Genomic DNA, 16977 nt, shown 5'->3' on the forward strand with positions numbered 1-16977 from the left:
CATGACCGTGCGCGGAACCACCGTGGACATCCCGACGGCGGACGGCACCGCCGACGCCTACCTCGCCCATCCCGACGACGGGCGGGCCCACCCCGGCGTCATCCTCTACATGGACGCCTTCGGGCTCCGACCCCAGCTGAAGGACATGGCCGACCGGCTCGCCCAGGCCGGGTACGCCGTGCTGGTCCCCAACGCCTACTACCGGAACGGCCGCGCGCCGGTCGTCGAACTGCCGCCGCTGATCGACCTGGAGAAGGACCCGACGATCTTCGAACGGATCGGCCCGCTGCTCGCCACCCTCACCCCCGAGGTGACCGCCCGCGACGCGGATGCCTACCTGCGCTGGCTCGCCGAGTCCCCGCTCGTCGAGGACGGCCCGGTCGGCCTCACCGGCTACTGCCGCGGCGCCGTGCTCGCCCTGCGGACGGCCGCCAGCCACCCCGTCCGGATCGCGGCCATCGCCGGGTTCCATGGCGGCAGCCTCGCCACCGAAGCGCCGGACAGTCCGCACCTGGGCGCCCCCCGGATCACCGCCGAGGTGTACTTCGGCCACGCCGACGAGGATCCGTCCATGCCCGCCGAGCAGATCGAACGGCTCGCCGGGGCCCTCACCGCCGCCGGCGTCCGCCACCGGGAGGAGGTCTACCCGGGCGCCCCGCACGGCTACACCCAGGCCGACACCACCCGCTACGACGCCGTCGCCGACGCGCGCCACTGGGAGGCGGTGCTCGACCTGTTCAAGCGGACCCTGTCGGCCTGAGCCACCGTCGGGCCGGGGCGGCGGGCGCGGCGTGGCCCGGTCCGCCCCGGCCTGGGCCGCCTCGGCGTGGGCGGGCCGGTGACGGCCTCGCGCCACAGCGCCTCCTCTTCGTCCTCCGGTCACGCAACGGACGCGAGGTGTTCGGGTCGGCGTGGAGCCGGGCGGTCAGGGTCTGGTGCCTGACAGCGAGTCCGGGCCTGGCCGACGGCCGGGCCGCCGGGCGTCGGGGAGGCGCCCGGGACTCGTGGCAGGGGTGAGTAACGAACCCGCGTCACCCGGCACCACCGGCCGGGACCGGGCGGACGGATCCAGGGGGGAGCCGAACGTGCAGAAGACAGAGAACAGGCAGAACGCGCAGGAACCGTGGGGCACGCAGGGCACGCAGGGCACGCAGGGCACGCAGGACACGCGGGCCATGCGGGACGTGCAGGACGCCATCGGGCAGGCGCTGGCCGAGCGCGTCCCCGGCGGGGTGCGGCAGGGCGAACTCGACCGTGGCGGGCGGGCATTGCGCTGGGTGGAGGCGGGGCGCGGCGGTCCGCCGGTGGTCCTGCTCGCGGGCTGCGGCACCTCGTCGCTGACCTGGGCGCCGGTGCTGCCCGAACTGGCCGCGCACAGCCGGGTCGTGGCGTACGACCGGGCCGGGCTCGGTGCCAGTGACCCCGATCGCGTCTCCGGCCCGTCGCTGGAGTCCCCGACCGGGGACCTGGCGGCCCTGGTGGAGCACCTCGGCGCCGGCCCGGCCGTCCTGGTCGGGCACAGCTGGGGCGGCCAGCTGGCCCAACTCCTCGCCTGGCGGCACCCGGAACTGGTGGCAGGCCTGGTCCTGGTGGACCCGGCGCACGAGGAGTTCCAGCCACCGGCCATCCGCGCCGCCGAGGCCGTCCTGTTGCGGGTGGGGCTACTCCGGGCGGCCTTGACGCCCGCCGCACGCCGTGCCGGGGGAACTGTCGCGAGGGCCGAGGCGGCCGTCGAGGCGCACCGCCACCAGCGGCTGACCGTCCTCGACGAGAACCGGCTGACGGCCCTCGCGGTCTCCGAGCTTCGGCGGCGGCGCGCGGCCGCGCGGCTGCCCGACGTGCCGGTGACCGTGCTGAGCGCGACCGACGGCCTGCCGGGGGCGATGCGCGCCCGCTGGACCGTCCTCCAGTCACACGTCGTCGCCGGCGCCGCCAAGGGGTCGCACATCGTCGTGCGCGGCGCCGGCCACCACGTCCACGCCGACCACCCGCAGGCCGTCGCCGCCGCCGTCCTGGAGGTGGTCGAGCACGCCCGGCAGGGCCGGGACAGCTGACGGCGGGGGCCCTCAACCCCTGGCCGGACAGTGCCTGCTGACTGTTCGACCCCCTCTGGCACACTGGGGGGCCGAACGGCCCGCTGGGGAGGGTCATGACACACATGGGGGCGGGAGTATGAGGGGTCCGGGCGCCGTGCTCGGCGGGCGGTACACGCTGGTCGAGCGGATCGGCGGCGGGGGGATGGGTACGGTCTGGTGGGCCGACGACACGGTGCTGGCGCGGCCGGTGGCCGTCAAGATCCTGCACTCGGCGCTGTTCGAGGACGACACCTTCATCCAGCGCTTCCGCCGGGAGGCCCAACTGGTCGCCGCGATCGACCACCCGGCCGTCGTGGACGTCCACGACTACGGTGAGAGCGGCGGCGGCGAGGGCCGGGAGGGCGGTGAGGGCGGTGACGCCGGGGACCGCTGCGCCTACATCGTCATGGAACTGGTCGACGGCCGGCCGTTGGACCGGGTGCTCGCCGAGGAGGGCCCGATGCCTCCCGAGCGCGCCCTCGGTCTGGTCGCCGCCGCGCTGGACGGCCTGCACGCCGCCCACCGCCGGGAGATCGTGCACCGGGACCTCAAGCCGTCCAACCTGATGGTGCGTACGGACGGCCGGGTGACCATCACCGACTTCGGCATCGCCCGGGCGATCGCCAGCACCAAGATCACCGCCTCGCACGCGATCGTCGGCACCGCCCTCTACATGGCCCCCGAGCAGGCCGAGGGGACGGGCACCGGGCCGGCCTCCGACCTCTACTCGATCGGCGTGGTCTGCTTCGAACTTCTCACCGGGAAGCCGCCGTTCGTCGGCGAGAGCGTGTTGGAGGTCGCGCTCAAGCACGTCCGCCAGCCGGCGCCGGAGCTGCCGGGGGCCTTCCCGGCGGCGGTTCGAGAGCTGGTCGCGAAGGCACTGGAGAAGAAGCCGGAGGACCGGTTCGCCGACGCCGCCGAGATGGCGGCCGCGGCCCGGGCGGCGATCGGCGCGAAGGACGCGGGCGCTGCGGCGGGCGCGGCCGGCGCCCCGGCCGACACCGGGACGGTCGACCTCAGAGCTGCGGCGGCCGGGGGAGCGGCCGCGGGTGAAGAGGCCGGGGGCGGAGCGCCCGGGGGTGCCGGCGGGGCGAAGGCCGGTGCCGTGGTGCCGGTCGCGGACGGCGCCGACCAGCCCGCGTCGGGCGAGCGCCCGGCGTCGGGCGACGGCCCCGTGCCGGACGAGGTCGCGAAGGTGGGGCCGCAGCCGGTGACCGAGCCGGGCAAGCGCCGGTCACGGCGCGCACTGCTGGTGCCGGTGATCGTCCCCGTGGTCATCTCGATGGGCACGGCGACCGTTCTGCTGGTGGACCGCGGCCCCGGCCGGTCGGACGCGGCCGAGCCGCCCGCCGCCCAGCCGACCGTCGTCGTGACGGCCCCGGTGACGCCGGGCACGGGCACCCCGGCGGCCCCGGCCACGACGCCGCCCGCCACACCGACACCTTCCGACACCCCGGTCGCGGCCCCGGCCGCCGACCAGCAGCCGAGCACCCAGAACCAGCCGGGCGCACCCGTCCCGGCCCCCGCGCCGGGCGGCAACGGAGGCGCGGCGGGCCGGGGCACCGGCGCGGGCGCGGCAGGCGGCGGCAACGCGGCTGGTGGCGGCGGTGCCTCGGGCGGTTCCGCCAGCGGTTCTGCGGGCGGTGCCTCGGGCGGGTCCGCCGGCGGGGCTTCGGGAGGCCAGTCCAACCAGTCCGGCGGGGGCGGGGGCGGGGGCGGGGGCGGCGCAGCAAACCAGCCCGCCAACCCCAATCCCAACCCGCAGCCCCCGGCCCAGAACGCGGCCGGTGGCTCCCCCGCCGGGGGCGGCTCCCCGTCCGGCGGCGGTTCTCCCTCGGGCGGCGGCAACCCGCCGGCCCCGCAGACCCCCACCCGGCCGCCGTCGTGCGGCGGCACCTCCTGGACCACCATCGTCAACGTGAAGGACGGCCGCCCGATCGGGATGGCCCGCGACGAACTGAGCGGCGACAACCCGATCGTGGTCGGCGGCGCGTCCCAGTACGGCTGGGTGCGGGCGACCAACCCCGGCTCCTGGATCAGTTTCAACGCCTGCAACAGCGGTGGGCCGCTGCTCGTCCAGACCATGGACGGCAAGGTCACCCTGAGCGGAGGCTTCAGCTTCCTGACCAACTGGACGGTGCGCAGCGGGTCCGCCCAGGGCTCCTACACGCTGGCCGACTACCAGAACCACAGCTGCATGACCGACAACGGCCCGGGAAACGCGGTCACCATGGTGACCTGCACCCCCGGCAACACGGCCCAGGAATGGCGGTTCCAGTGACAGCGACCGACGGAGCCGACGACGGCGTGGTCCTCTACTGGCGTCCGCTGTGCACGTTCTGCATGAACCTGCGCCTGGCGCTGCTCTTCACCCGCCTGCGCTACAGCCGGCGGTTCACCATGGTGAACATCTGGAAGGACCCGGACGCCGCCGCCTTCGTCCGCTCGGTCGCGGACGGCAACGAGACCGTGCCGACCGTCACCGTGGCCGGGCGACCGATGGTGAACCCGTCGATCCGCCAACTGCTCGCGGCGGTCCGGGAGTACGCGCCGGACGTGCTCCCGGGGAGGCCTCGCTGACCGGTCCGGGCGAGGAGTGGCACCCCTGCGCCCTCCCGACCCCGACCCCGAACCCGAACCCGACCCCGACGCTGCCGCTGCCGCTGCCGCTTCTGCGACCGGACGGGCCCGGCGCCGGCGGCGGTTGAGCGCGTGTGCCGACCCGGCCCGGGTGTCCGTACGGGCAGGCCGCCCGGGAGCCGGGGCGGGCGAGCGGGGCGCCGCGGGAGCCGGGCGCCATCGCAGCTGCCGGTGGAGGAGGGGCAGTTGTGGGACACGGGGCCTTGTCGGCTCCGGTGCGCCCCAGGGTGTCGCGCTCAACTCACCGACTGCGCTGAGGAGTCGGGCGAACACGAGGTTCGGCGGCACTAGCAGATGGCCCGGCGGCGGGCAAGGGTGGCAGGTGGCGGGACCTCGCCAAGCGGATGTCAAGATTCCGTATGGGAAGTTCTACAGGGATGTAAAAGTCGATTCCGGCCCGCTCGGCTCCGCGCGCCGAATCAACGTTCGACGGTCGATCGGACATCGGTGCAGGCGGTCGGCCGTGGTTCGGGTGGGAACCCACTGCAAGGCGCGGTGAATTGCCCCGTTTTGCCCACCACTTGAGAGCCCCGGCGAGCTGGCGGGACCTGGCCAATCGCTGAAGTAGACCTGTCAATTCACCTGCTGGATTGTCATGCTTTTGGACAGCCCCGGCGGTAGCCCCCACCCCCACCCCTTGGTGGCTCGCCGCTCGACCGCCCGGGGTTTCAGCACGTCAGCGCCCATTCCGCCCCACAGGTGCCGACCCCGGCCCCCGGAACGCGGCGCGACCGCGTCCACACGCGGTTTCCCGGAAGGACTCGCACGTGAAGCGAAAGCTCGCAGCTGTCGCCGTACTGTCGGCCACCGCCCTGCTGACCGGTGTGATCCAGGTGAGCACCGCCGCCCAGGCCAGCCCCGTCGCCGGCCTCCAGACCCAGGCCGACCACCAGCACGCGGCCGTGCTCGCGCTGGCCGGCGGCCAGTCCGGCCCGCTCGCCAAGGCCCTCGCCCTCGGCGAGAAGGAGCGGCTCGTCGCCAAGGACGCCGTGGTCGACAAGGACGGCACCCGGCACCTGCGCTTCGAGCGCACCTACGCCGGCCTGCCGGTGCTCGGCGGCGACCTGGTCGTCCACCAGAAGGCCAACGGCTCGGTCAAGTCGGTCGACAAGGCGGTCTCCGCCAAGCTCGCGCTGCCGAGCCTGACCCCGCAGATCCCGGCCGACCAGGCCGCCACGCAGGCCACCGGCGCGGTCAAGGCCACCGTCGGGGTCACCCTCGACGCCGACGAGTCCCCGCTGGCCGACGTGCACCAGACCGGCAAGGCCGAACTGATCGTCTGGGCGACCGACGGCAACCCGCGCCTGGCCTACCGGACCACCGTCGAGGGCGTGCGCGCCGACGGCACCCCGAGCAACCAGGTGCTCGTCACCGACGCCGCCACCGGCAAGGTGCTGTCCACCCACGAGAAGATCCAGACCGCCGCCGGCACCGGCAAGGGCGTCTTCGTCGGCCAGGTGCCGCTCACCACCGCGCAGAGCGGCTCCAGCTACTCGCTGAAGGACGACAGCCGCGGCGGCCAGTCCACCACCGACATGAGCAACGGAACCGCCGGCAACGGCTCGCTGTTCGCCAACACCTCCAACAACTTCGGCGACGGCACTGCCAGTAACCGCGAATCCGCCGCCGTGGACGCCCAGTTCGGCGCGGCCACCACGTGGGACTTCTACAAGAACACCTTCGGCCGCAACGGCATCCGCAACGACGGTGTCGGCGCTGCGAGCCGCGTCCACTACGGCTCCAACTACGTCAACGCCTTCTGGGACGACAGCTGCTTCTGCATGTCCTACGGCGACGGCAACGGCGACGCCGCCCCGCTCACCGAGATCGACGTGGCCGGCCACGAGATGAGCCACGGTGTCACCGCCGCCACGGCGAACCTCAACTACGCGGGTGAGTCCGGCGGCCTCAACGAGGCCACCTCCGACATCATGGGCACGATGGTCGAGTGGTACGCCAACCTGCCCTCCAACCCGCCGAACTACTGGATCGGCGAGCTGATCAACCTGAACGGCAACGGCACCCCGCTGCGCTACATGGACCAGCCCAGCAAGGACGGCCAGTCCGCCGACTCCTGGTCCGCCGACGTGGGCAACCTCGACGTGCACTACTCGTCGGGCGTGGCGAACCACTTCTTCTACCTGCTGTCGGAGGGCAGCGGCGCGAAGAGCATCAACGGGTTCGACTACAACAGCCCGACGGCCGACGGCTCCTCGCTCGCGGGCATCGGCCGGGACAAGGCCGCGCAGATCTGGTACCGCGCGCTGACCGTCTACTTCACCTCCACCACCGACTACGCGGGCGCCCGGGCGGGCACCCTCAGCGCGGCGGCGGACCTGTACGGCAACGGCAGCGCCGAGTACAACGCGGTCGCGGCCACCTGGACGGCGGTCAACGTCAACTGACAACCGCCTGAGTGGGCCCTGCCGAATCGTGGGTGCCGGCCGGCAGGGCCGCACGGCGGGGGCGACGGTGTGCGGACCACCGTCGCCCCCGCCGTCATGTGCGCGGGGCGCGGCGCACCGGCGCGGTGATGCGAGGTTGGGCGCCGGAACCGCCAGGCCGACCGTCAGTCCGACCTTCGGTCGGAGCGGTCGGAGCGGTCGGAATACGGCGGCGGTAGCGCTGTTCGGTCGCGGTGCACGCGGCGAGCAGCAGGGCGGCCGCCGCCGCGGCCGCGGTGATCGCGAACGGCGCGGCGGCCGCGAAGTGCGTGGTCGCCCAGCCGCCCAGGAAGGTGCCAGCCGACTGAGCCAGGATCAGCGCGCTGACCAGCGCCGCCATCGCCTCGCCCAGCCGGACGGCCGACACCGTCCGCTCGACCAGGCCGAACATCGTGATCATCTGCGGTGCGACCGCCACCCCGAGGAGGCCCACGGCGGCGGTCAGGCTCCACAGGCTCCCGGCGGAGACGAGCAGGACGCAGGCGGCGGCGAACAGCAGCACCGTGCCCGCCCGCAGCCGGGACGCCAACTCCCACCGGGCGGGCAGGCCCGCGGCGGCGATCCCGGCCAGGGAACTGGTGAACCCGATGAAGCCGTACAGCAGTCCGGCGGCGCCCGGCCGGCCCAGGGCCTCCGTGGTGGCGGTCACCCCGACCTGCACCGAGCCGAAACACGCGCCCAGCAGCGCCATCCCGGCCAGCAGTAGGACGTAGGGCACGGTGAGCAGCCGCTCGGCGGAGCGGGCCGGGGACTTCGGGATGCCGGGGGAGGCCGTCGGGTGCAGCGCGAACAGGGTCGCGCAGACGCCGGACAGCACGGCCGCCACGAGCAGGCCGACGGCGGGGGAGGAGACGGTGGCGAGGACCCCGACCAGTGCGGGCCCGGCGGTGAAACCGACCTCGTCGACGATCCCGTCCAGCGACAGCATGACGGAGGTCAACTCTGTTTCACCAGCGGCCAATCGGACCCACCGGCTGCGCGACAGCGGGCCGACCAGCGGGACGGAGAGGCCGACCACGGCGGCAGGCGCGAGCTGCCAGCCGAGGGCCGACCCGCGTTGCGAGGCGGCCACCAGCGCCACCAGTGCCGTCGCGTTGACCAGCGCGGCGACCAGCCCGACCGTCCGCTGCCCGCGGCGGTCCGCCAGCCGACCCACCAGCGGACCGCCGACCGCTTGGCCGACCGCCAGCGCACCGGCGACCAGGGAGCCGCGCCACACGCTGTCGGTGTTCCGGCTCACCAGCAGCAGGGTGCCGATCGGGCTCATCGCGTTCGGCAGCCGACCGGGCAGCGACCACAGCAGCACCCGGCCGCCGGTCAGTTGCGCTGCTGTACGGAACTTCACGACCACGGACATCGGTAGGCCCCCACACGGAGCCGGTGCGGGCGCCCGCCTCCCGTCACCGGCCCGACCAGGCGACAGCGACCTGCGGGTGAGTCTCGACGGTAGGGGTGCGCCCGGGGGGTGGGTAATCGGTCGATCGACCAGTGGCGTCGGGGGCGGGGGCGGGGCGGGGTTGGAGGAGTGGACAACGGGCGAGGCGCGAGAGGCCACGGCGAACAGATAACAGATAACAGATTTCAACATCTGTCATCTGTTATCTGTCGGCCGTCATCTGCCCGCCGTCGTCTGTCGGGTGTCCGCCGCCATCGGTCCGTGCGCTGCCGAGCGCGCTCAGGGCGCGAGGTCCTTCCGGATCTGGTCCAGGATCAAGCCGGCCCCGGTGTAGCCGATCCCGAGCATCCACAGGTTGTCGTCGACCCGGAACACCTGGCCGGTGCGGACGGCGTCCAGGTTCTTCCACAGTGCGCCATCGGTGATCCTGCCCTGGTCGGACTTGGCCGCGTCCCCGTAGACCGAGTAGAAGATGACATCGGCCGCCGCCTGGTCCACCTGCTCGGGGCTGATCTCGACCGAGAACCCGGGCTTGTCCTGGTTGGCGGGCCGGCCGAGCCCGAGGTCCTTGAACAGTGAGCCGACGAAGGTGTCGTTGAGGTACAGCCTGGTCGGCGCGCCCGCGAGGAAACGAGCCATCTCGACCCGGGTGGCGGCGGCCTTGGCCGGGCCGCCGAGTGCGGTGACGAGGTCCCGCGCCTTCGTCCGGTACGCCGCGTCGGCCGCTTCGGCTTCGGCCTGCCGGCCCATCGCCTCGGCGTGCAGCCGGACGTTCTCCTTCCAGGTGGGCCCGGTGGTCTTGGACAGTACGGTCGGCGCGATCTTCGCCAGTTCGTCGTACCGCTTGTCGTCGCGCACCTGGTTGCTCAGGATGAGGTCCGGCCGCAGCGCCGCGATCGCCTCCAGGTTGGGCTGCCCGATGGCGCCGACGGCCTTCGTCGCGGCCAGCCGTTCGGCGGGCAGGTAGGCGGGGAAGGGCGCACCCTCGGTGACGGTGGTCGCGCCGACCGGCGTGAGTCCGAGGGTGACCACCGAGTCCAACGCGTCGGTGTCCAGCGCCACCACCCGGGTGGCCCGGGCCGGTACGGTGCTCTCGCCGCGAGCGTGCCGGACGGTCCGTGGGCCAGCCCCGCTGGATCCGCCGGAACTGCCTGGCGCGCCGGTCGAACCGGCGGACGGCGCTGGGGAGTTCGGGCCGCAGGCGGCGAGTGCGAGGCCCGGGGCGAGCCCGGCGGCGAGGCCGAGCGCGGCGCGGCGACTGAGGGGTCTGGGCATCGGCGGTTCCTCCAACGGGCGGGCAGGGCGCGGGAATCCCTGCCCTCTCGTTGGAGGGGTTACGCCTCGGTGTCGTTCTCCCGTCGCTGGCGCAGCAGTTCGTCGTACTCGGCGGGCACCCGCCGGTCCATCGCGAGGGCGAACTGAGCGTCGACGACCGTACGGGCCAGCGGCCGCACCCGCAGGATGCGTTCGGTGAGCCGGGCCGCCTCGCCGGGCGGTAGCGGGGCGTCGGCGGCGAGGGCGCCGAGCAGGTGCTCGCCGACCACGTCGATGAAGATCTCGGCGATGGCTTCCACGTGCTCCTGGGTGCGTCGGCTGGCGTCCAGCACCACGGAGAGCGGTACGCCCTCGGCGACGAGTGCGGTGGTGGCGTCCATCAGGCGGCGGCTGATGTGGGTGATCCCGTCGTCGTCGATCGTGATGTAGCCCTGGGCGATCGACTCGGCGGTGTTCTCCTCGGTGAGCTGGTCGTTGAAGACGGTCTTGAGTTCGTCCCAGTCCAGGCGCACCGGGGTCTCGTCCGACCAGGGGGCGACGATCGCGGCCTCCAGCCCGATCAGCTCGGCGACGTCCCGCCCGCTCTCGCCGGCGCCGATCAGTTCGGCGATGCCGCCCAGGGTGTGGCCGCGGTCCAGCAGTTCGCCGATCATCCGCAGTCGGGCCAGGTGCTCCTCGCCGTACCAGGCGATCCGGCCCTCCTTGCGCGGCGGCTGGAGCAGTTTGCGCTCGCGGTAGAAGCGCAGCGTCCGGCTGGTGATGCCGGCCGCCTCGGCCAGTTCCTCCACCCGGTACTCGCGTTTTCCGTCACCCGCAGCAGCTCTGACCTTGTCCACGGCGATCAGCATAGGTCCGTCACCTCCGAAGGCTCCCGGAATCCGGGTGGCCGCGCTTCTTCCATCCGGTGTCAGCAAGGGCTACCCTGCCAATCATGCCAGTGATTACTGGCGCGATTGGCGAGGCTCCGATGCCAGTCGTCGGGGGAGCCCTCTCGGCAGTACGGCAAGGCAGTACGGCAGGGCAAGTGCGCAAGGCAGTGCGGCAAGGCGGCGCGCAGGGCAGTGCGCAGAGCATCATGCAGAGCAGCACCAGAGCGATACCGCGGCGTCACCCGGGCGCGTCAGGGCAACATCAGGGCAGCGCCAGGGCGGTACGAGAGCAGTCGAGCACAGTGCGAGCACGGCGCCGTCGGCGCGCCAGGGTCCGCGCCAGGAGGCGCGGCACGAGCGGGCGCCACGGTACGGCAGCGCGAAGATCATCGCCCCACCCTCAGGAGGAGGCCGCATGGCATCCAGCAGCAAGCGCCCCCGCTCCGGCACGTCCGGTGCCCCCGCGGCGGACGAGGCCGTCCCGCACGTGCGGGTGGCGGTGATCGGTTCCGGCTTCGGCGGTCTCGGCGCCGCGGTCCGGCTGCGCCGCGCCGGGATCACCGACTTCGTCGTCCTGGAACGCGCGGACTCGGTCGGCGGCACCTGGCGCGACAACAGCTACCCCGGCTGCGCCTGCGACGTGCCCTCGCACCTCTACTCCTTCTCCTTCGCGCCCAACCCCGCGTGGCCGCGCAGCTTCTCCGGCCAGCCGGACATCCGCGCCTACCTGGAGAAGGTCGCCACCGTCTTCGGCCTCCGTCCGCATCTTCGGTTCAACACCGAAGTTCTGGAGGCGCGTTGGGAGGTCGAGCAGGTCCGCTGGCGGATCACCACCTCGGCCGGCCAGTGGACCGCGGACGCCGTGGTCTCCGCCGCCGGACCGCTGGCCGACCCGCAGATCCCCGACCTGCCGGGGCTCGACGCCTTCCCCGGCAAGGTGTTCCACTCCTCCCGCTGGGACCACGACTACGACCTGACCGGCAAGCGGGTCGCGATCGTCGGTACCGGGGCCTCCGCCGCCCAGATCATCCCGTCGATCCAGCCGAAGGTCGGCAAGTTGACGGTCTTCCAGCGCACGCCCGCCTGGGTCCTGCCGCGCCGGGACCGCGAGATCAGTCAGCTGGAGAAGTGGCTGCACGACCGCGTACCGGTCACCGGGAAGATCCGCCGCGGTACCCTGTTCGCCCTCCGGGAGCTCCAGGTGGACGCCTTCGTGCGCCGCCCGGGAATGCTGCGCGTGGTCCAGCAACTCGCCGAACGCCACCTCGTCCAGGGCGTTCCCGACCCGGCCCTGCGCGCCAAGCTCACCCCGGACTACCGGATCGGCTGCAAGCGCATCCTGCTCAGCAACACCTACTACCCGGCGCTCGCCGCGGCCAACACCGAGGTCGTCGCCTCCGGCCTGCGCGAGCTGCGCGGCTCCACCCTGCTCGCCGCCGACGGCAGCGAGCACGAGGTCGACGCCATCGTCTTCGGCACCGGCTTCCACGTCACCGACATGCCCATCGGAGCCCGGGTGTTCGGCGCCAACGGCACCAGCCTGGCGGAGGAGTGGAAGGACGGCATGGAGGCGCTGCGCGGCTCGGCCGTGCACGGCTTCCCGAACCTGTTCTTCGTGATCGGCCCCAACACCGGCCTCGGCAACAGCTCGATGATCCTGATGATCGAGTCCCAACTGAACTACCTGATCGACGCGTTGACCACACTCGGGTCGATCGGTGCCACCGCGATGCAGCCCACCGCCCGGGCCCAGCGGCAGTGGAACCTCGAACTCCAGCACCGGATGGACCGCACCGTCTGGACCACCGGCGGCTGCCGCAGCTGGTACCTGGATCCGAACGGCAAGAACACCGTGCTCTGGCCCGGCTCCACCACCGCGTTCCGCCGCGCCACCCGCAAGGTCGACCTCGGCGAGTACGAACTGATCATGCGCGCCGGCCAGGACGCCGCCCCTGCCGTGCAGGAGGTGTCCGCATGAGCGCCGCCGAGCTGCTCGCCGAGTACGTCCCGCCGACGCCTGTCGAGGAGTTGAGCATCCGATCGGCGGACGGGATCCGGCTGCACGCCGAGGTGCACGGCCAGCCCGGGGCGCCGACCGTCGTGCTCGCCCACGGCTGGACCTGCTCAACCGCCTTCTGGGCTCCGGTGATTCGCCAACTCTCCGACCGTTACCGAGTGGTGGCGTACGACCAGCGCGGCCACGGGCACAGCGAGATCCCGCCGAGCCGGGTCCGCTACTCCACCCGGGCGCTGGCCGAGGACCTCTCCGCCGTCCTCGCCCGGACCGTCCCGGCGGGGGAGAAGGCCGTGCTCGCCGGGCACAGCATGGGCGGGATGACCATCATGGCCGCCGGCGGCCGCCCGGAGATCGCCGACCGGACCGCCGCCGCCGTCCTGGTCTCCACCGGGCCGGGGGAGCTGGTGGCCGAACTCACCGTGCTGCCCGAGGCGGTGCGTTCCCCGGGGCTGCGCCGCTTCCTGAACCGCCAGCTGCTGCGCTCCCGGCTGCCGCTCGGACCGGTCTCGCCGGTCAGCCGTGTCGCGCTCAAGTACGCGACCATGGGCCCGGGTTCGTCCGCCGGGCAGGTGGAGGCGACGGCCCGGATCGTGCACGCCTGCCCGACCGCCGTCCGCGCCAACTGGGCGGGCGTCCTCGACCGTCTGGACGTCCATGCCGGGCTCGCCCGGCTCGCCGTACCGACCGCCGTCGTGGTCGGCACCGCGGACCGGCTGACCCCGCCGGTGCACGCACACCGGATCGTTGCCGAACTCTCCTACCCGCAGGGGCTGTTGCTGCTTCCTGGGGTCGGGCACATGGCGCCGCTGGAGCGGCCGGTGGAGGTCGCGGCCGAGATCCACCGCTTGGCCGCCGCGTACCTGTCCGCCGCGCCCGCTTCCGTCTCCGTTCCTGCCTCCTCCGCCTCTGCCTCCTCCGCCTCTGCGCCCGTTTCCGAGAGGACCGCCGCCGCATGAACGCCATCCCGCCGTTGTCCGCACAGGTCGTCGTCGTCACCGGGGCCGCCCGCGGGGTCGGGGCTTCGCTCGCTCGCACGCTCGCCCGGCGCGGGGCCAAGGTCGCCCTCCTGGGGCTGGAGCCGGACGAGCTCAAGGCCGTCGCGGCGCAGTGCGGCGCGGCCGCGACCAGTTGGGAGGTGGACGTCACCGACCTCGACGCGCTCGGCGACGCCGCCCGCCGGATCAAGGAGCACTACGGCCGGATCGACACCGTGGCCGCCAATGCCGGCATCGCCATCGGCGGGCCGGTGGCGGACAGCGATCACCGGGCGTTCAGCCGGGTGATCGAGGTCAACCTGCTCGGCAGCGTCGCCACGGCCAGGGCCTTCCTGCCCGCCCTCGTCGAGAGCCGGGGCTACCTGCTGCAGATCGCCTCGCTCGCCGCGCTCACTCCCGCGCCGCTGATGAGCGCGTACTGCGCCAGCAAGTCCGGGGTGGAGGCCTTCGCCCACTCGCTCCGCGCCGAGGTCGCCTACCAGGGGGTCAAGGTCGGTGTGGGATACCTGAGTTGGACCGACACCGACATGGTGCGCGGCGCCGACGAGGACGCCGTGCTCAAGCAGATGCGGACCAGGCTGCCGTGGCCGGCCAACAAGACCTACCCGCTGGAGCCCGCGGTGGAGCGGATCGTCGCCGGCATTGCCCGGCGGTCCGCCCACGTCTACGCCCAGGCCTGGCTGCGCGGCATGCAGCCGGTCCGCTGGCTGCTGCCGAGCCTGATCGCGGCGGTCGGCTCCCGCGACGTCGCCCGGATCGCGCCCCAGCTCGCCGCCACCGCCGCCTCCCGGTTGCGCGCCGTCGGTGCCGGCGGAGCTGCGGACACGGCGGTGCGAGGCGGCCGGAGCGGCGCCGGCGACTGACGGCCGTCAGCTGACAGCTGACAGATTTCAACTGACAGATAACAGATAACAGATTTCAACAGCTGTTATCTGTTATCTGTCAGTTGTTCGTCCGCCTGGCCGTCCGTCCGCCCGCCCGTCACTCCATCCACTCCTCCGCCGTCCCCCGCGCGATCCGCGCCAGCGTCTCCAGCGCTCCCGCCAGCACGGGCAGCGGCGGCGAGGCCAGGGCGACCCGGACGGCGGACGGGGAACGCCGGGGGTCGGCGGCGAACGCCGCCGCGGGTGTGACGGCGATGCTCGCCCGCGCCGCCACCGCGACGAAGGTCTCCGCCCGCCAGGCCGCCGGCAGCTCCCACCACAGGTAGTACGAGCAGGGGTCGGCCCGGACGCGCTGCCCCGCCAGCGCCTCGCGCGCCAGCAGCTGACGCGCGACGGCGTCGGCGCGCTTGGCCGCCGCGACCTCGGCCACGGTGCCGTCCCCGATCCAGCGCACGGCTGCCTCCAGGGCGAACCCGCTGGGCGTCCAGCCGCCCGAGCGCAGTGCGCCCGCGATCCGTTCGCGCAGCGCGGCGGGGACGACCGCGAATCCGGTGGTCAGCCCGGGCGCGAGCCGCTTGGAGAGGCTGTCGACGAGGACGGTGCGTTCCGGTGCGAGGCTGGCGAGGGCGGTCAGCTCCGGGCGGAGGAAGGACCAGATCGCGTCCTCGACGGCCGGCAGGTCGAGGCGGCGCAGTTCCTCGGCGAGGGCGGCCGTCCGTTCGTACGGCAGGCTCCCGCCGAGCGGGTTCTGCAGCCTCGGCTGGACGTAGACGGCGCGCAGCGGCGCGGCCCGGTGGGCGGCGGCCACGGCGTCGGGCAGCAGTCCGTGCTCGTCGACGGCCAGTGGCACGAGCGTGATGCCCAGTCGCTGGGCGACGGCCTTGACCACCGGATAGGTCAGCGCCTCCACCCCCAGCCGGTGGCCGGGCGGCACCAGCGCGGACAGTGCCGCGGCGATGGCCTGCCGTCCGTTGCCCGCGAACAGCAGTTCCTCCCCGGCGATCTCCGGGGTGACCTCCCGGGGCCCGCCCGACCGATCCTCGTCCGATCGATCCCCGCCAGACGGGTCCCCGCCCGTCCGGTCCCCACCCGCCCAGTCCCCGCCCGTCCGGCGTTCGTCCGACAGCAGTGCCGCGAACGCCTGCCGGGCCGCGCCCGTCCCGGCCGCGCCCACCGGTGCGAGTGCGGCACCCAGCGCGTCCGCCCGGAGCAGCGGCGCCAGCCCGGCGGTCAGGAGTGCGGCCTGCTCGGGGACGGCGGGGTAGTTGAGCTCCAGGTCCACCGGCGCGCCGGCCGGTTCGGCGAGTGCCACCTGCCCGCCGGTTGCCCCGCCGCCGGCCCCCTGCCCGGCCCGGACGAAGGTGCCGCGCCCGACCTCCCCGGTGGTCAGTCCGCGCCGGGTCAGTTCCCGGTAGACGCGCCCCGCCGTGGAGTTGGCGATGCCCCGGCTGCGGGCGAAGGCGCGCTGGGTGGGCAGTTGCTGGCCGGGTCGCAGCCGCCCGCCGGTGATGGCGTCGGCGATCTCGTCGGCGATCAGGCGGTAGTCGTCCATCGGCGGGACCCCTCCACGCAAGGTGATGGCATTGCACGGCATCGCATCGGCATTGCACCGAGAGCAAAGTCATCATTGCATTGAGATCGACGCCGGGCCTAGCCTCCTCGCATGGAAGCACTGACCCCCGCCGCTCCCGTCGCATCCGCCTCGTTCGACCTGCCCGCCGCATCCGCCCTGTCCGCCGTGGGTGGGCATGCCGTGCTCGGGATCGCCGCCGTGGCGCTCGGGATGGTGCTGACACCGGGGCCCAACATGATCTACCTGGTCTCCCGGTCGATCGCCCAGGGCCGTCGCGCCGGGCTGCTGTCGCTGATCGGGGTCGCGGCCGGCTTCCTGGTCTACCTGGCCGCGGTGACGGCGGGCGTGGCCGCCGTGTTCTCGGTGGTGCCCGCCCTCTACACCGCGATCAAGCTGGCCGGCGCCGGCTACCTGCTGTGGCTGGCCTGGAAGGCCGTCCGGCCGGGCGGTACGGCGGTGTTCGCCCCGCAGCAGCTGCCGCCGGACCCGCCGCGCCGGCTGTTCGCCATGGGCTTCCTGACCTGCCTGCTCAACCCCAAGATCGCCATCATGTACATCTCGCTGCTGCCCCAGTTCGTGGCGCCCGAGCGCGGTCACGTCGCGGTGCAGAGCCTGGTGCTGGGGCTGACCCAGATCGTGGTGGCGGTCACCGTCAACGGGCTGATCGCGGTGAGCGCGGGCGGCATCGCGTCCTTCCTCAACCGCCGTCCCGCCTGGCTGCGGTTCCAGCGCTATGCGATGGGGACGGTCCTCGGCGGCCTCGCCGTCCACATCGCCGCCGACCGCGCCAAAGCCGTGGCAGCCTAGGC

General features: G+C 73.5%; 13 protein-coding genes. 9 read left to right on the forward strand and 4 right to left on the reverse strand.

The window, feature by feature from the left end; translation table 11 throughout:
- Nucleotide 1: 1 nt before the first annotated feature.
- From AB0R04_RS01335 to AB0R04_RS01355, 5 genes are all read left to right on the forward strand, one after another.
- Entirely contained in the window at nucleotides 2–760 is a 759-nt protein-coding gene (locus tag AB0R04_RS01335) for a dienelactone hydrolase family protein (RefSeq protein ID WP_363367036.1), read from the forward strand.
- Between the two features lie 325 nt (nucleotides 761–1085).
- Nucleotides 1086–2054: an alpha/beta hydrolase gene (locus AB0R04_RS01340; protein WP_363367038.1), complete on the forward strand. Its 969-nt coding sequence runs from the start codon at nucleotides 1086–1088 to the stop codon at nucleotides 2052–2054.
- A 118-nt stretch (nucleotides 2055–2172) separates the two neighbouring features.
- A complete protein-coding gene (locus AB0R04_RS01345; protein ID WP_363367040.1) occupies nucleotides 2173–4356 on the forward strand; it encodes a serine/threonine-protein kinase in 2184 nt (727 codons plus the stop codon).
- Nucleotides 4353–4655, forward strand: a complete 303-nt coding sequence (locus AB0R04_RS01350) for a glutaredoxin domain-containing protein (protein WP_279634944.1) — start codon at nucleotides 4353–4355, stop codon at nucleotides 4653–4655. The genes AB0R04_RS01345 and AB0R04_RS01350 overlap by 4 nt, the downstream gene beginning before the upstream one ends.
- 827 nt (nucleotides 4656–5482) lie before the next feature.
- Nucleotides 5483–7120 carry a M4 family metallopeptidase gene (locus AB0R04_RS01355; RefSeq protein ID WP_363367042.1) on the forward strand — a complete coding sequence of 546 codons (1638 nt, stop codon included), beginning with the start codon at nucleotides 5483–5485 and terminating at the stop codon, nucleotides 7118–7120.
- A 94-nt stretch (nucleotides 7121–7214) separates the two neighbouring features.
- On the opposite strand, the gene AB0R04_RS01360 is transcribed toward AB0R04_RS01355, so the two are convergent.
- From AB0R04_RS01360 to AB0R04_RS01370, 3 genes are all read right to left on the reverse strand, one after another.
- Nucleotides 7215–8516: an MFS transporter gene (locus AB0R04_RS01360; protein WP_363367044.1), complete on the reverse strand. Its 1302-nt coding sequence runs from the start codon at nucleotides 8514–8516 to the stop codon at nucleotides 7215–7217.
- Nucleotides 8517–8834: 318 nt separating this feature from the next.
- The gene (locus AB0R04_RS01365; RefSeq protein ID WP_363367046.1) at nucleotides 8835–9830 is read right to left on the reverse strand and encodes an iron-siderophore ABC transporter substrate-binding protein; all 996 of its coding nucleotides are present in this window, start codon (nucleotides 9828–9830) and stop codon (nucleotides 8835–8837) included.
- A gap of 59 nt (nucleotides 9831–9889) precedes the next feature.
- The gene (locus tag AB0R04_RS01370) at nucleotides 9890–10678 is read right to left on the reverse strand and encodes a MerR family transcriptional regulator (RefSeq protein ID WP_363367048.1); all 789 of its coding nucleotides are present in this window, start codon (nucleotides 10676–10678) and stop codon (nucleotides 9890–9892) included.
- Between the two features lie 436 nt (nucleotides 10679–11114).
- On the opposite strand from AB0R04_RS01370, the gene AB0R04_RS01375 reads away from it, so the two are divergent.
- Genes AB0R04_RS01375 through AB0R04_RS01385 form a run of 3 tightly spaced genes read left to right on the forward strand, consistent with a single transcriptional unit; the run spans nucleotide 11115 to nucleotide 14574 of the window.
- A complete protein-coding gene (locus tag AB0R04_RS01375) occupies nucleotides 11115–12677 on the forward strand; it encodes an NAD(P)/FAD-dependent oxidoreductase (RefSeq protein ID WP_363367050.1) in 1563 nt (520 codons plus the stop codon).
- A complete protein-coding gene (locus AB0R04_RS01380) occupies nucleotides 12674–13672 on the forward strand; it encodes an alpha/beta hydrolase (RefSeq protein WP_363367052.1) in 999 nt (332 codons plus the stop codon). The genes AB0R04_RS01375 and AB0R04_RS01380 overlap by 4 nt, the downstream gene beginning before the upstream one ends.
- Nucleotides 13669–14574: an SDR family oxidoreductase gene (locus tag AB0R04_RS01385; RefSeq protein ID WP_363367053.1), complete on the forward strand. Its 906-nt coding sequence runs from the start codon at nucleotides 13669–13671 to the stop codon at nucleotides 14572–14574. The genes AB0R04_RS01380 and AB0R04_RS01385 overlap by 4 nt, the downstream gene beginning before the upstream one ends.
- A gap of 118 nt (nucleotides 14575–14692) precedes the next feature.
- Here the strand turns inward: AB0R04_RS01385 and AB0R04_RS01390 are convergent, their stop codons facing one another.
- Nucleotides 14693–16147, reverse strand: a complete 1455-nt coding sequence (locus tag AB0R04_RS01390) for a PLP-dependent aminotransferase family protein (protein WP_363367056.1) — start codon at nucleotides 16145–16147, stop codon at nucleotides 14693–14695.
- A gap of 231 nt (nucleotides 16148–16378) precedes the next feature.
- On the opposite strand from AB0R04_RS01390, the gene AB0R04_RS01395 reads away from it, so the two are divergent.
- The gene (locus AB0R04_RS01395; protein ID WP_363367350.1) at nucleotides 16379–16975 is read left to right on the forward strand and encodes a LysE family translocator; all 597 of its coding nucleotides are present in this window, start codon (nucleotides 16379–16381) and stop codon (nucleotides 16973–16975) included.
- Nucleotides 16976–16977: the final 2 nt, after the last annotated feature.

The organism is Kitasatospora sp. NPDC056731, from assembly GCF_040687675.1.
Lineage (GTDB): Bacteria > Actinomycetota > Actinomycetes > Streptomycetales > Streptomycetaceae > Kitasatospora.